The organism is Microlunatus speluncae, assembly GCF_009299835.1.
GTDB classification, from domain to species: Bacteria; Actinomycetota; Actinomycetes; order Propionibacteriales; family Propionibacteriaceae; genus Microlunatus; species Microlunatus speluncae.
On record NZ_VKCZ01000009.1, the window covers coordinates 120698 to 134861 of the forward strand.

Below are 14164 nucleotides of genomic sequence, written 5' to 3' on the forward strand. Positions count from 1 at the left end.
GTCAGTGCGGAAAGACCTCGGGATGATCAAGGGCGGCGACCAGGGCCCAGTCCTGATCATTGGCCAGCGGGTCGGCGTGATGGGTCGGGTTGCCGTTGACACAGCTGGGATAGACGAAGGCGCAGGTGGCCCAGCCGTCGTCGGCGAAGTTGATCAGGTTGGCCCGCAGGATCGCCGCACCCTGGGCGCGGAGCTCGGCCTGCCGTGCGCTCGGTACGACACCGTCCGGCAGCCCGAGGAACACCTCCGCGCTGAGCACGCTCCAGTAGTGCGGGAAGACATCACCCCAGTGTCGTTCGGCGCCGAACCAGTAGCCGTCCCAGTGCCGGATCGGGATGTGCCGCAGCCGCGCGTCGGGCTGATCACCGGCGAACGCGGTCAGCCAGGGCAACCGCAGCGCGACCTCGGCGGCCGGCACCGCGGCCGGATCGATCCGGTGAGCATGGCCGAGCAGATCGAGCAACGGCGCCACCATGCTCTGCTCGTAGTTGACCTCGTGCCCGGGCAGCTCGGTGGCAACGCCGACGAAGTAGCGGCCGTGCCCGACCAGCAGCCGGCGCAGACCTTCGGCGCGTTCATGATCACCGGCCGTCTCCAGCGCCGCGGCCAGGTCGCGGATGATGCCGCCCAGCCAGAACGCGAGGAACCGTTCACCGCCGAGCGCGTAGTAGCGTTCGATGATCGTCGCGGCAAGATCAAGATCTTGGCGATCCCCGTACAGGGCATGCTGGGCGGCGAAGAAGCGGGCATACCACGGGAAGTTGTAGAGCCGGGTCCGGCCGGGCAGCCGGCTGTCGTCGGCGACGTTTCCCTCCGGATCGACCACCCGCTGCTCGACGAACGCCGCGTGGCCGGCCAGCAGTTCGTCGATCAGCGCCGGATCGCCCCAGCCGCGCAGGCGGGCCTGCTGCAGCAGGATCGGCATCGCGACCCGCTCCCGGACATCGTTCCAGTCGCCCCAGGCCGTCGGCAAGGTCGTCAGCCCGTCCCGGCGGTCGTACGGGACGAACGCCGCCGCGCCGGCGCCGGGCCGTTCCCGGGCCAACTGGCGGGCCGCAATGAAGGCGATCCGCTGCTCGACGATCTGCCGCAGCGGCCGGTGGAAGAACAGATTGACCCGGGCGGTCCGGCCGTCCCGCTCGGCCCGCAGCTCGACCTCGCCCGGCACCTCCGACGTCACCGAACCGGCGTCGAGTCGCGCCGGTCCGACCGGTGTCAGGGGCACGCTGTCCGGGCCGCTGGTGATCATGATCGACTCGCCGGTCTCGGCCAGCAGCTGGTCGGTGACCAGGATCGGATCCCGGTCCGCGTGCAGGGCCGCGAGGTCGTCGTACCAGCCGAGCCGCCAGGACCAGGTCAACTCGGCGCCCGGCTCGATGGTGATCTTGGGCTGGCCGCCGAACGCGTCCGGTGATCGCAGCACGTCGGTCGGGTGCAGATAGAGGTGGCCGCGCACGTTGGACGAGGTGACGATGTCGCGCGACTCGACCGAATAGGCCCACAGTTCGCCGGCGGTGAGCACCAGCCCGAGCCCGGGGCCGCCGCCGTCCATCGGTTCGGCCCAGGCGTAGGCATCGGCACCGCCGGGCCACACGTGGGCGTGCACCGCCCCGGCCAGGCTGTCGGCACTGCTGTGATAAACGTCCCGCCACGGGGTGCTGACGCCGACCGAACCGATCCGCAGCGGCGCGGCGCCGGTGTTGGACAGCGTGTACGTCTCCGTCCAGTGATCACCGAACCGGCGGTCGATCCGCAGCGCCAGACCTTCGTCCGGCCAGGCCTGCCGCTGCACCCAGCCGCGCTCGACGGAGTCCACCCGGTCGGGCTGGTCCCAGCGCAGACCGATCGGGGTCGCGCCAGTGTCGATCACGCAGAATCCCTTGCCCCAGCGCCGCGACTCGTCGTGGAAGCGCCGATCCTGCGGATCGCTCTCGTCCAGCAACACCGTCCGCCCGGTCCGCGGATGCAGCACCTGGAGGATCGAACCGTCCGGAGCGACAAGAACCGCGCCGGCGCCGAGGTCGTACCGTTGGATCTGGGCCGTCATCGTCCGATTCCATCACGCCGGGCGGAGACGCAGTCGCCGCCCCGGTGACGAAATCCGGTTCCGCCGAAGTTGATCACCGCGTAGCCTGACCCCGATGCCCGAATCCGAAAGTCATGCCCTGGCCGCCGAGATGGATCTGCTGTGGGGTGCCGATGATCACGGCCGTCCCGCCGGACCGCCGTTGGCCGCCGTCGGAGTCGGCTCCCGCGCCGACGAACTGCCATCGGGCTTCGGCCTGATCATGGAGACCCTGGGCCGGCGACGGCCGGTCATGATCACCAGTTGTCTGAGCTATCTGATCAGCCCCGGCTCCCCGCGTCCCGTGCCGCCGGATCTCGAGCTGCACACCTCGACCGAGCCGCCGACCGCGGCGCTGCGCGGGCTCCGGCCCGATCCCGAGTGGCCGGTCGACGAGTGGGACGACCTGCTCGGCGGGCGGTTGGGGCCCTGGGCGATCGCGGTCGGCCCGGAGCGGATCGTCGCCCTGGCGACGACACCGCGGGACCGGCTGGGCACCGCCGAGGTCGGCGTCTGGACCCATCCGGAGCATCGCGGCCGTCGTTACGCGGAGCTCGTGGTCGGCGCCTGGGCCGCCGTCGCCGGCCGTACCCGGAACCTGTTGTTCTACAGCCATTTCGACGACAATCCGGCGTCGGCCGCGGTGGCCCGCAAGCTCGGCGCCCGGCCGATCGGCCGGATCTGGCAGCTTCGGAACGTGGACAGTTCCGCGGCCGACCTTGCCCCCGGCCAGGATCACTGAAACGATTTTCTCCGACATTGCCGTCGAGCATGAAGCGGGGATCACGACGATGACGCAGCACCGTTCGCTCAGTCGCTGGCTGCTTTCCGGACTCCTCATCCTGGCGATCGCGTTCGCCGCGAATCTCGTCGCTCCCCCGGCCCACGCCGACGATCCGCCGACCGGGATCGAGACGGTCACCGTCGGCGCGGACTCGATCACCATCGCCGGCGTCGCCGCCGGGGCCGAACCGATCGACCTGTACGCGATCGGCGCCGAACGCGCGGCGACCATCGACGACGCCGAGCCCGCCGCGACGGCGACTCCGGAATCGGGCCGGTTCACGGCGACCGTGCCGCGCGTCGCAGCCGACGGAACGGACCGGATCACCAGCCAGTTCGTCGCCGCGGTGGCCGGGACCGAGCTCGGTGCCCCACACTTCGCCGACCGGTTCGACTACGCGCCGGCCAACCCCGATCCGCTGCCCACGACCACCAGCAAGAAGGGCCTGCAGGTCCAGCTCACCGATGACGCCGAGGCGCTCGGCATCCAGCATGCGGCGCTCAATCTTGATCTTGCCGACATCATGCTGCTCGACTCCGCCGACCCGGACACCGAGCTCGAATTCGATCATGACGGGGCGAGCTACTCCTTCGACGCCGAGGCCGTGGCCGCGTTCGATCAACAGATCAAGCCGCTCACCGACGACGGCATCCTGGTGCACGTCATCCTGCTGCTGTACCGCCATCCCGGTGAGCCGAACAGCGCCGACAAGGTGCTGATCCACCCCGATGCGTCGACCGAGCCGGGCGCCGGGCCGGTGTTCGGCTTCAACACCGAGACCGCCGAGGGCGTGCGCTATCTCAACGCGGCCCTGGCATTCGTCGCCGAACGTTACGGCCGCGCCGATCATCGCTACGGCCTGGCCTCCGGCTACGTGGTCGGCAACGAGGTCAACGCGCAGTGGACCTGGTCCAATTCGGGTGAGAAGACGTTGGCCGAGTTCGTCGACCTGCACGAGCGGGCGGTCCGATTGGTGTCGCTGGCGACCAAGTCGGCATTCCGGGCGGCCCGGACGTACCTCTCGCTCGAGCACCACTGGACCCTGCTGCCGCCGGGCAATCCCGATCCCGAGCGGCCGACCCGGACCTACCGCGGCCGGGACCTGGTCGAGGAGTTCAACCGGGTCGCCAAGCGAGGCGGCGACTTCGACTGGCAGGTCGCCTTTCACCCGTACCCGGAGAATCTGTTCGAGCCCGACTTCTGGAACGACGAGACCGCCACCGGCTCGCCGGACACGCAGCGGATCACGTTCAAGAACATCGAGGTGCTGCCGGAGTTCCTGGACGCCGCCGAGTTCCGGTTCCAAGATCAACCGCGGCGGATCATCCTGTCCGAGCAGGGCTGCAACACTCCGGGCCAGGGCGACGCGCTGACCGAAGCGTCCGAGCGGCTGCAGGCGGCGTGCTATGCGCTGGCCTACTACAAGATCAAGTTCCTGCCGTCGATCGATTCGTTCATCCTTCATCGCCATGTCGATCATCGGCAGGAGGGTGGGCTCAATCTCGGCCTGTGGGCCGCCGATCACTCGGTCGAGTTCCCGGCCGCACCGCTGCGCACCAAGGCGATCTACGACGTCTTCGCCGGCATCGACACGGCCCGGTCCGAGGCGGTGACGGAGTTCGCGTTGCCGATCATCGGGATCGACGACTGGTCCGTGCTGGTCGACGGCTTCGATCCCGATCAGCTCGCCGACCGGACCGAGGCGGTGGCCGTGCCCAGCCGGGTCGGTGGCGAGCTCACCGGTGTCCGCCCGCTCGGCCGCTTCGTCTCCGACACAGACGGCTGGCAGCCGTCGAACAACGCCGAGTCCGCGACGGCGGGCGGCGGGATGCTGAAGGTCGATGCGGCCGGTGGGACGTTCGGGCTGCAGGCCCGCGGCGTGGTCCGCAGCTTCGACCGCCCGCTCGCGCTGACCGGCAAGCGCTGGCTCGGCGCGACCGTCCGGGTGCCGGCCGACGCCGGGCTCGGTGATCAGGTCGTGGTCCGGCTCCGGGCCACCCTGGACGACGGCATGATCATCACCGGCGACGCCCGGATCCCAGCGGACGGGACGTTCCATCCGGCCGCGATCGCGGTGCCGGATGACCCGGGTCGGCTGAGCCGGCTCAAGGTGCTGGTCGCCGGGACCGGCACCGGCACGCCGGATGCGGGCTTCGACGTCGGCTCGGTGGTGGCGGCGACCGGCGCGGCTCCGTCCGAGGTGCCCAACGTGACCGCTACGGCGATGGTGGATCGGGCCGAGCTGATCGGCGCCGAGCTCACCGTGTCGCTGCGCAACCTCGATCTCGACCCACTGAGCGGCCCGATCCTGATCGGCGATCGCTGCGGCGACTTCGTCACCGACCCGGCCGAGACCGAGGGCGACGGCACCGAGTTCGGCGAGTCGCAGCGGATCACCACCAAGATCACCGCCGTGTCCGGCGCGGATCCCTCGACCGTGTGCCTGACCGTGGCCGGCCACCGGATCAACATCCCGGTAGACATCCCGCCGCCGACCGAACACACCGTGATCGACTTCGAGAACGATCTCGGCGGCTTCGCGGCCGGCCCGGGAGTCAGCGGGGTCGCCCGGGTCGGCTCGTTCGCGAACGCGCCCGGCCGGCCGCGCGGCGGCGCGTACGCCTTGGAGGCGACGAGCGAGACCGTCCCCGGTGATCAACCACGAACCGTCACCGCGCAGTTCGATCAGCCGCTCGACCTGTCCGAGGCCGGCTCGGTCCACCTCTGGATGAACTCCTACGGCGGTCTGCCCGGGGCGGCCGGCTATCGGGCGACCCTCACGCTGCACAGCTCCGACGGCAGCAAGCTCACCGGCGCGTTGGACGCCTTCACACCGGATCGCTGGAACCAGGTGTCGGTGGACGTGGCGGACTGGTCCGGCCGATCGTCGATAACCGGGGCCGAAGTCACCTTCGCCGGCGTCGGCAGCGACACCCCCTGGCAGCCCCGCTTCCAACTCGACGACCTCGGCTGGTTCGCCGGCTGACCTTCTGATCTTCCCCGGCGCGTTGCGCCTGCATCCTCATCGATCTCTCATCTGATCTTCGTATCGTCGGCGCCAGTTGACCGAATGGAATCCGTGCCGGGGCGCGGATCGACCTTTGGGAGGGTGCTGACGCCCGTGATCACACAACTGCTCGAGGCTGCCACGACCCGCTGGTCCTTCGAGCCGGTACGGACTCGCTGGCTCGACCCGACCGACCGGCTGGACGAGGCACTGGCCGAGCATCTGCCCGTCAGCAGCCCCGGTGACACCCTGGTGATCAGTGAGAAGGTCGCCGTGCTGCTGACCGGCGGAGCGATCCCGGTCAGCGACTACCGACCTGGCCGCTGGGCCCGGATCCTGGCCCGCTGTGTCCAACCACGGCAGGGATCCCGGGGCCTCTCGATCCCGGAGAAGATGGAGTACGTGATCGCCGCGGTCGGGCTGCCGCGGGTGCTGGTGGCCGCCGCCGCGGCCGCGATCACCCGGCCGTTGGGACGGCACGGCGAGTTCTACCGGATCGCCGGCCCGATCGCCCGTGATCTCGACGGCGGGCGCCCGCCCTACGAACACCTGCTGTTCCCACCGCTCGACCCGGTCACCGCCCAACAACTGTGTGATCAACTCGAGGACGCGCTCGACCGCGGCGTCGCGATCATCGACCTCAACGACTTCGGCGGCACCATCCGCGCCACCTCCCGGCGGGCACCGGCGACGCAGACACTGCACTGGCTGCTCCGGGCCAATCCGCTGGGTCAACGGTCGACCGGAACGCCGTTCGGGCTGATCCGCCAAGGGGTTCGGGCGTTGGCCACCGATGGCGGCTGAGGCCGGCCGCCGCTGGAGCATTCGCCGTGCCGCGGTCGGCGTCACCCTGCTGACCGGACTGTCGACGCTGCTCGGGTTGGCCCGCGACATCGTGATCGCCGCGGTCTTCGGCGCCGGTCCCGAACTCGACGCCTACCTGGTGGCCCAGGGGTTGATGAACATCGTGCTCGGCCTGATCGCCGGCGCGATGGCCCGATCGGTGACGCCGGTCGCGGCGCGGGAAGCCGCCGGAGAAGGTGATCGGAGGGGTGACTGTCCGGGCCATCACGGCATCGACGTGGCGATCACCGTGACCATGATCGTGCTCGGCCTGGCCGGTCTGGTGATGGGGCTGCTCGCCGGGCCGGTGACCACCGTCCTCGCGCCCGGATTCGGCCCCGACCAGGCGGCGTTGACCGAGCAGCTGACCCGGATCGTGCTGATCGCCACGGTCCTGATCTCCGGCACGAATCTGCTCGCCGGCCTCGCGCACGGCCACGGCCGGTTCCGCTGGGCCGCGGCGCAGGGCATCCCGTTCAACCTGATCATGATCGTCGCGGCCACCGTCGCCGGACCGCAGTTCGGCGTGCTGGCGCTTGCCGTCGGCTTCGTCGTCGGCTCCGCCGCCCGATTGCTGCTCCAGCTGATTCCCCTGGCCGAGTTGGGCCTGCGGATCCGGCCGAGTCTCGATCTTCGCGATCCAGGCTTCCGGCAGATCACGACGATGGTGCCGCCGCTGCTGCTCGGCAGCGCGGTCGGCAACGTCAACGTCCTGGTCGATCGCGCGGTCGCTTCCACCCTGGACGAGGGTTCGATCACCGCGCTGTCCTACGGCTGGCGGTTGATCAGCCTGCCGGAGACGATCTTGATCGCCTCCCTGCTGGTGCCGCTCTATCCCGCCCTCGGCGCGGCCGCGGCCGACCTCGGCGAACGGCGGCGCCTGGTCGGCCGCGGATTGGCCGTCGCCGTCACGGTGCTCACCCCGTTGGTGATCTGTCTGGCCGTAGCCGCGCCCTGGCTGGTCGGGATGGTCTTCGGCCATGGCGCGTTCGATGCCGTCGCCGTCGAGAAGTCCGCGACCGCCGTGCTCTGGTACGCCCCCGCCCTGCTCGCCCTGGGCGTCCGCTCCGTGCTGCTGCGGGCCGCCCACGCCTTCGGTGACGCGCGCGGGCCGGTGCTGGTGTCGATCATCGCCATGGTGATCAACGTCGTCGGCGATCTGACCCTCGGTCCGCTGTTCGGGATCCCCGGGCTGGCCTTCTCGACCACGGTGTCGCTCGTGCTCGCCGCCTTGATCAACGGCTGGTTGTTGGCCCGCCGGCATCACGCCGTCGCGGCCGCGACGACCGTCCCGCTGCTGCTCCGGGCGCTCGGTCTCGGCGTGGCTGCGACCGCGGCCGGTCTCGCGGTTCGGTTCGGTCTGGCCGGATTCGGACTGCCCGACTTCGCCCTCGCGGCCGCGATCGGCATCGCGGTCTGCGGGACCTACCTGGCCGGGCTGTTTCTGTTGCGTGCCCCCGAGCGGCTGCTGCTCGGCGAACTGCTGCCGCGCCGGCGCCGCTGAGGTCGATCGAGCCGTCAGATCCGCTCCGACACACCGCCGAAACGGCCGCAGCTGTGACGGGTCAGCGGGTTTGGAGGAGGAGGTCGGCCTGGTCGCAGAGCCAGCAGAGGTCGGCTTCGACGCTGGCGCGCTTGATCGCGATTCGGTCCGCGGGAAGGTCGGGGGTCGGGCGCGCGTCCAGAGCCGGTGGCAGGCGGACCAGTTGCCAGGCGAAGGACTTGATCAACAGCCGGTAGCGGAAGCCGAAGCCGACCGCGTCCTGATCGGGCTCGACCGTCTGCCGGATCCCGGCCAGGTAGGCGTCCAGGGCGTCCGTGATGGACAGCCGGCGATGCCGGATCGCCGGGTTGGGCAACGCGAGCAGCCCACCAAGATCACTGCCGATCGGCGCGTACGCACACGAGCTGAGGTCGAACATGATCGTCTGCCCGTCCCGGTTGGTCAGGTTGGACCGGGTGGGATCCCCGTGACAGAGGGTCATCGGCAGCGCCAGGTAGCGGTCGCGGAGCTCGATCCGGCGGGCCGACAGGCGATCCAGCACCTCGCGTACCCGCTTCGCTGTCTCCGGCGCCACCGTGCCGGTCAGCGCCAGTCCGGCGTCCCGGAGTTCATCCAACCGACGGTACGGCTCCACCCGATCGACCAGCCACGACACCGATCGCAGCGTCGGGTCGTCCAGCCGGCTGCCATTCAGCTCGCCCAGTGAGCGCGCCGCGGAGATGATCAACTGCGGCTCCTCGATCCGCTGGATCGGGCCCAGATCCTCCAGGAACAGGTGCCAGCGCACGCCGTCGGGACCGATCTCCGGCTCGGCGTGGTGCAGCCGCGGGACCCGCCAGCCGCGGCCGCCGGTGAGATAGCCGGACAGATACGCCGACACCTCCCGCGGCTGGTCACCGATCAACGTCTTCCTGATCATGGTCCGCCCGCCCGGCAGCCGGTGCCGGACCACGGCCTCGACATCGGCACCCCGGCCGACCAGACACGACACCGGGGTGCGGCTCAGCCAGAGCCCCGGGCCGGCCCCGGCCGCAACGGCCGCCCGGCGCAGGATCGTCCCGGCCACCCGACCGGCATGCTTCGGCAGCAGCCGGCGGGCCCGCAACACGTCCCGGGGATCGGCACCGTGCCGGCCGGCGGTGTCGATCACCGAGTGCCCGCGCCGGACCAGACCGACTTCGGCCAGCCGTCGCACCGTGGCGAAGATCATCTCCGGGTCGGGTGAGCGATCCCGGCGCAGCCGGCGAAGGACCGATCCGGCCGCCAGCCAGGCTTTGAGGCGATCGGCCCGGTTCGGCCTCCGGTCTCGAGACTTGAGCCGGCGCAGCCTGCGGCCAACCCGGGTCCGCATCTGCGCGCTGCCGATCATCGTCCTCCTGGGCCGGCTGAACAACTCGGCCGGAGGCTACTGAGCGTCGGTGAGACGGTGATGAGGTCAGGATGAGTGAACTGTCATCATCGGGCCGGACCGATGATCATGGCTCCAGCCGGCGTCAGTGGCCGCGGCCGCGAACCAGAGCGACGATGACCACGACCGCGGCGGCCAGCAGGAAGATCAGGCCGAGCAGGAGCAGACCGGCTCCGCCCAGGGCGAGCAGAGTCGACAGATAGTTGAGCTGCAGCGCGTCGGCGAGCAGCATCCCGCCGGCCCCGACCGTGCCCAGGGCCAGCGCGGTGATCAGGTACGGGCGGGCCGGGCGGAGCGCGAATGACGGCGATCGACCCATGGCGGCAGGTTAACCGGCCGACGGTCGATCACCGACGTCATCCGGCCGACCGCCGGCGGCCGCGGACCGTGCGCCCACCGTGTCGTACCAGGAAATGGCGGCGGGAACCATCACCTCCATGTCCGGCGGAAGACCCAAGGAGGTGATCTCGCTCATCGAAAACCAGCCGGACTCCACCACCTCGTCCGGCTGCAGGACGACGTCGGCCCGCGGGACCACGCAACCGTAGAGAAACACCGCGTAGGCGGTCGAGGGGCCACCACCGTAGTCGACGACGAACGCCTCGCACCCGAAGCCACCGACGAGGTCGAGCCGCGGCAACCGCAGCGACGTCTCCTCCAGCACCTCGCGGCGAGCAGCCTCTTCGGGAGATTCGCCTGGCTCCATTCCGCCGCCCGGAGTTCCCCACCGCCCGTCGTGGCGGTGCCGCAGCAGTAGGAGACTGCCCGCCTCGTCGAACACCGCGACGCCGGCGGCCGGTGTGAGCAGCAATCGGTCACCGATCAGGGCACGAATCCCTGCCAGATAGGTCGACCAGGCCATGCGTGATCCTGACACACCCCTGCCGATGGGATCAGACCACGATGCTCGAGCGGTCACCGCTGGGTGACAGCGCCGAGGCCGTTGGCTCCGATGATCGCGATTCCGCCGCGCGTGTTGGTGCCGAGCACAACCATCCCCAGTGATTCGAGCAGCGCGACGGTGCGGGGCGACGGGTGGCCGTAGTCGTTGTCCCGGCCGGCGCTGGCGACGGCGACCCGGGCCCGGGTCGCGGCGAGGAAGTCGCGGTCCTGCCGCGACGATCCGTGGTGCGGCACCTTGAGGATGTCGACGGTGAGATCGACGCCGCTGGCCAGGATCGCCTGCTGGCCGGACGGTTCGAGGTCGCCGGTGAACAGGATCCGTACGCCTCGGTCCGAGCCGGGCGTCGGCACGGTGGCGATCACCGCCAGGCTGGCGTCGTTCTCCGCCGACGACTCACCCTCGTCATCACCGAGCGGCCAGGTGGCCGGGGCCGACACCGGTCCGATCACCTGCCAGGCCGTCTCTCCCACCACCACCCGTTCGCCCGGCGCCGGGGTCCGGACACGGATCCCGCGGCTGCTGGCCTGCCGCTGGACCTCGACCGCCTGGGCCGCCGGAGCCGGCAGTGGCCCGACCCAGATCTCCCCGACCGGACGGCTGTCCAGCACCCCGGCCAACCCGTCGGCGTGATCGGCATGGAAGTGCGACAAGATCAACAGCGGCACGCCGCGGATCCCCAGCTGATCGAGGCAACCGTCGATCAGCCCGGGGTCCGGACCGGCGTCGACGACGACCGCCTGATCGTCGCCGACCGGCACCACCAACCCGTCACCCTGCCCGACATCGCAGGCCACCAGCGTCCAGTCGGCGGGCGGCCAGCCCGGCTGGACCGGCGGCCGGACGATCCCGACGATCATGATCAACGCGCACAGCAGGACCAGCCAGCGCCGGGCCAGCAGCCAGGGCATCAGCCAGGCCAGTCCCAACCCGGCCAGGGCCAGCAATCCGAGGGCGACCGGATCGGCCGGCCACGGCCACGCCGCCCCCGGGAACCGGGCGCCCCAGTGGGCGATCCACAGGATCGGCTGGGCCGACCAGGCGGCACCGAACCCGGCGATCATGGCCGGCAACGGATGGGCCAAGGACAACCCGGCCGCGGCGAAGCCGAACACCGTCGCCGGGCCGACGAACGGGCCGGCCAGGGCATTGGCGAGGATCCCGACCACACTGACCGAGCCGGACAGCGCGGTCACCACCGGCAGCGTGGCCAGATGCGCGGCCAACGGCACCGTGATCGACTCCGCGATGATCCTCGGCAGCCAACGGTGCAGCACGTCGGCCCAGCGCGCGGCCCAGGCGATGATCCCGGCACTGGCCAGCGCGGACAGGGCGAACCCGGCGGACCGGCCGAGATACGGATCGATCAGCACCAGGACGACGACCGCAACGGCGAGATTGCGCAATCCCCGGCGCCCCGGCCCGCTGCCCAGCGCGGCCAGGGCGACCAGCCCCATCGCCGCGGCCCGGAGCACGCTGGGCTCGGTCCGGCAGAGCGCGACGAAGATGATCACTCCGGCCAGCCCGACACCACGCAGCCACCAGCCGCGCACCCCGACCCAGCGGGCGAGCAACAGCAGGAAGGCCAGCAACAGGGTCAGGTTCGCGCCCGACACGGCGGTCAGGTGGGTCAGCCCGGTCCGGACGAAGTCGGACTTGAGCTCGGCGGTGATGGCCGAGGTGTCGCCGAGGACCAGCGCCGGCACCAGCGCCCGCTGCTCCGGCGTCCGGTCCCGTACCGCCTCCCGCAGACCGGCCCGGACCCGCTCCACCTGGCGCAATCCCGGAGACGGTTCGCCGATGATCGCCACGGCACCGCTGATCCGTGCTACCGCGGCGATGTCGGCTCCCGGGTCCGGCGGTCGCAGCCGAGCCTCGGCCCGCACCGCCGTGCCGACAGGTATCCGTTCCAGGGCCGCCAGTGCGGCTCCGCCGGCGATCACCAGCACCGGGGCCGCAACCCGCCAGTGTTGACCGCGACCGCGGATCGTCTCCGTCGTCACCCGGACCGTCAGATAGTCCGGCCCCGGGCCGTCGTCACCACGATGCGGATCGGCGTCGGTCCGGAACTCCACCGCGACGATCGCCTCCGCCGCGGCCAGCTCGGCGACCGGGCCGTGCCGCAGCCGATGATCATGGATCGCACCGGCCAGGCTCACCGTGATGATCACCAGCCCGATCGCGATCAGCAGCAGCTTTCGGCGCGCGGCTCCGACCACGGCGGCCGCGACCCCGCCTGCCGCGGCCAGGATGATCACGACCGGCAGCCCCGCGGTCCCGGCCACCGCCGCCGCCCAGGCGGCGATGGCGATCGGCACCATCCGCAGGTCGGCCCCACCCTGCGACAGCCCGGACCCGACCCTCCGAACCACCTCCGACGCCCGACCAGACACGGACGCGTGATCAGCCCCAAGCGCCCGACCCGACCCCGACCCGCGACCCGACCCCAACCCGCGATCCGACAGGGACGTGCGGTCAGACACGGACGTGCGGCGCCAGCTCGGCGAACGTCTTCGGGCCGATGCCGTCCACCTCCTGCAGTTCCTCGACCCGGCTGAACCGGCCGTGCTGCTGCCGCCAGGCGATGATCTTGTCCGCGGTGACCGGACCGACGCCGGGCAGCTCCTCCAGTTGGGACTGGCTCGCCGTGTTGAGGTCCAGCCGGCCGCCGGCCGAGCCGGGCGGATCGGGCCCACCGGTGCCCGGCTGCCCGCCCGTACCATCGCGGACCTCACCGGCCGGCTTGGCCTTGGTGCCGATCACGATCTGCTGCCCGTCGCCGAGCACCTGGGCCAGGTTGAGCCGTTCGGGATCGGCATCGCGAGTGAGACCGCCGGCCCGTTCGATCGCGTCGGCCACCCTGGCTCGTTCGGGGAGCGAGACCAGGCCCGGCTTCCGCACCGCGCCGATCACGTGGACCATGATCGTCACCGGGTCGGCGGTCGGCGTCGCGACACCGGTCGGCGTCGGGGCCGGGCCACCGGGCGACGGTTGGCCGGCACCGGCCGGTGTCCCCTGGGCGACCGGCGTCGCCAAGCTCACCGGCTGTGCCCGGAGCACGGCCCACCCGGCCACAAGCAGGCCGACGATTCCGACCACCGCGATCACGGCCAGATGCACCGGACCGAAAGGGCCGAACCGGCGGCGGGCCGGCGGCAGCCGTTCGGACCGATCAAGATGATCATCATCCGACTCGAGATCGAAGTCGTCCTCGACGTCGGCCGCGCGCCCCGATAGCTCCTCGCGCGCGCCGGACCGCGGCGTCTGGTCGTCCAGCAACCGCGCGATCCGCTCCCGGACCACTCGGGCCAGTTCGTGATCGCGCTCCCCCGATTTCATGCCCGGGAGGCTATTCAGCCGGAGCCCGATCGACCGCGGGGAAGAAGATCTGTGGACAACCGGATTCGTACGGCCCTGCCTGGGGACAACTCCTGCCGTTCGCCGTGGGTCAACAGGAGCTCCGAGGTCCGACCGGCCGGATCCGCCATCAACACCTCCAGCCCCCTGAACGGCAGGCCTCGGCGCCTTCGCACCCGCTACTCGGGCCTCGCACCAGCTACAGCGGGCGCGAACCCACGGTAAGTGGGGCGAAGCCGGTGTCGGACCGGTTGTGGGAGGAAGGCAGCGCGACCTGGTCGTGGTGTCGCGAAAG

Annotated in this window: 10 protein-coding genes; 4 read left to right on the forward strand and 6 right to left on the reverse strand. The window is 71.0% G+C overall.

Annotation, left to right across the window (positions count from 1 at the left end; genetic code table 11):
- Position 1: 1 nt before the first annotated feature.
- On the reverse strand, positions 2-2047 hold the full coding sequence (locus tag FNH24_RS13405; RefSeq protein ID WP_152362692.1) for a hypothetical protein: 2046 nt from the start codon (positions 2045-2047) through the stop codon (positions 2-4).
- 94 nt (positions 2048-2141) lie between these two features.
- On the opposite strand from FNH24_RS13405, the gene FNH24_RS13410 reads away from it, so the two are divergent.
- From FNH24_RS13410 to murJ, 4 genes are all read left to right on the forward strand, one after another.
- Positions 2142-2807: a GNAT family N-acetyltransferase gene (locus FNH24_RS13410; protein WP_152362693.1), complete on the forward strand. Its 666-nt coding sequence runs from the start codon at positions 2142-2144 to the stop codon at positions 2805-2807.
- A gap of 49 nt (positions 2808-2856) precedes the next feature.
- A complete protein-coding gene (locus tag FNH24_RS31450; RefSeq protein WP_161606126.1) occupies positions 2857-5835 on the forward strand; it encodes a DUF5722 domain-containing protein in 2979 nt (992 codons plus the stop codon).
- Between the two features lie 135 nt (positions 5836-5970).
- Entirely contained in the window at positions 5971-6660 is a 690-nt protein-coding gene (locus FNH24_RS13420) for a hypothetical protein (RefSeq protein WP_246186873.1), read from the forward strand.
- A complete protein-coding gene (gene murJ, locus FNH24_RS13425) occupies positions 6650-8203 on the forward strand; it encodes a murein biosynthesis integral membrane protein MurJ (RefSeq protein WP_152362694.1) in 1554 nt (517 codons plus the stop codon). Before FNH24_RS13420 ends, murJ begins: the two co-directional genes overlap by 11 nt.
- 61 nt (positions 8204-8264) lie before the next feature.
- On the opposite strand, the gene FNH24_RS13430 is transcribed toward murJ, so the two are convergent.
- From FNH24_RS13430 to FNH24_RS31455, 5 genes are all read right to left on the reverse strand, one after another.
- Entirely contained in the window at positions 8265-9572 is a 1308-nt protein-coding gene (locus FNH24_RS13430; protein WP_152362695.1) for a phosphotransferase, read from the reverse strand.
- A gap of 124 nt (positions 9573-9696) precedes the next feature.
- Entirely contained in the window at positions 9697-9930 is a 234-nt protein-coding gene (locus FNH24_RS13435; RefSeq protein WP_152362696.1) for a hypothetical protein, read from the reverse strand.
- A 9-nt stretch (positions 9931-9939) separates the two neighbouring features.
- The gene (locus tag FNH24_RS13440; RefSeq protein WP_152362697.1) at positions 9940-10473 is read right to left on the reverse strand and encodes an NUDIX domain-containing protein; all 534 of its coding nucleotides are present in this window, start codon (positions 10471-10473) and stop codon (positions 9940-9942) included.
- A gap of 53 nt (positions 10474-10526) precedes the next feature.
- A complete protein-coding gene (locus FNH24_RS13445; RefSeq protein ID WP_152362698.1) occupies positions 10527-12884 on the reverse strand; it encodes a ComEC/Rec2 family competence protein in 2358 nt (785 codons plus the stop codon).
- A 103-nt stretch (positions 12885-12987) separates the two neighbouring features.
- Complete coding sequence (locus FNH24_RS31455) at positions 12988-13851, reverse strand: helix-hairpin-helix domain-containing protein (protein WP_161606127.1); 864 nt, start codon at positions 13849-13851, stop codon at positions 12988-12990.
- Between the last annotated feature and the right edge of the window lie 313 nt (positions 13852-14164).

Bases quoted from the DNA above. Each gene is read 5' to 3' on its own strand.
- FNH24_RS13440 (WP_152362697.1), bottom strand. From the start codon at position 10,473: ATGGCCTGGTCGACCTATCTGGCAGGGATTCGTGCCCTGATCGGTGAC.
- FNH24_RS31450 (WP_161606126.1), top strand. From the start codon at position 2,857: ATGACGCAGCACCGTTCGCTCAGTCGCTGGCTGCTTTCCGGACTCCTC.
- FNH24_RS31455 (WP_161606127.1), bottom strand. From the start codon at position 13,851: ATGAAATCGGGGGAGCGCGATCACGAACTGGCCCGAGTGGTCCGGGAG.
- FNH24_RS13435 (WP_152362696.1), bottom strand. From the start codon at position 9,930: ATGGGTCGATCGCCGTCATTCGCGCTCCGCCCGGCCCGCCCGTACCTG.
- FNH24_RS13405 (WP_152362692.1), bottom strand. From the start codon at position 2,047: ATGACGGCCCAGATCCAACGGTACGACCTCGGCGCCGGCGCGGTTCTT.
- FNH24_RS13430 (WP_152362695.1), bottom strand. From the start codon at position 9,572: ATGATCGGCAGCGCGCAGATGCGGACCCGGGTTGGCCGCAGGCTGCGC.
- FNH24_RS13410 (WP_152362693.1), top strand. From the start codon at position 2,142: ATGCCCGAATCCGAAAGTCATGCCCTGGCCGCCGAGATGGATCTGCTG.
- murJ (WP_152362694.1), top strand. From the start codon at position 6,650: ATGGCGGCTGAGGCCGGCCGCCGCTGGAGCATTCGCCGTGCCGCGGTC.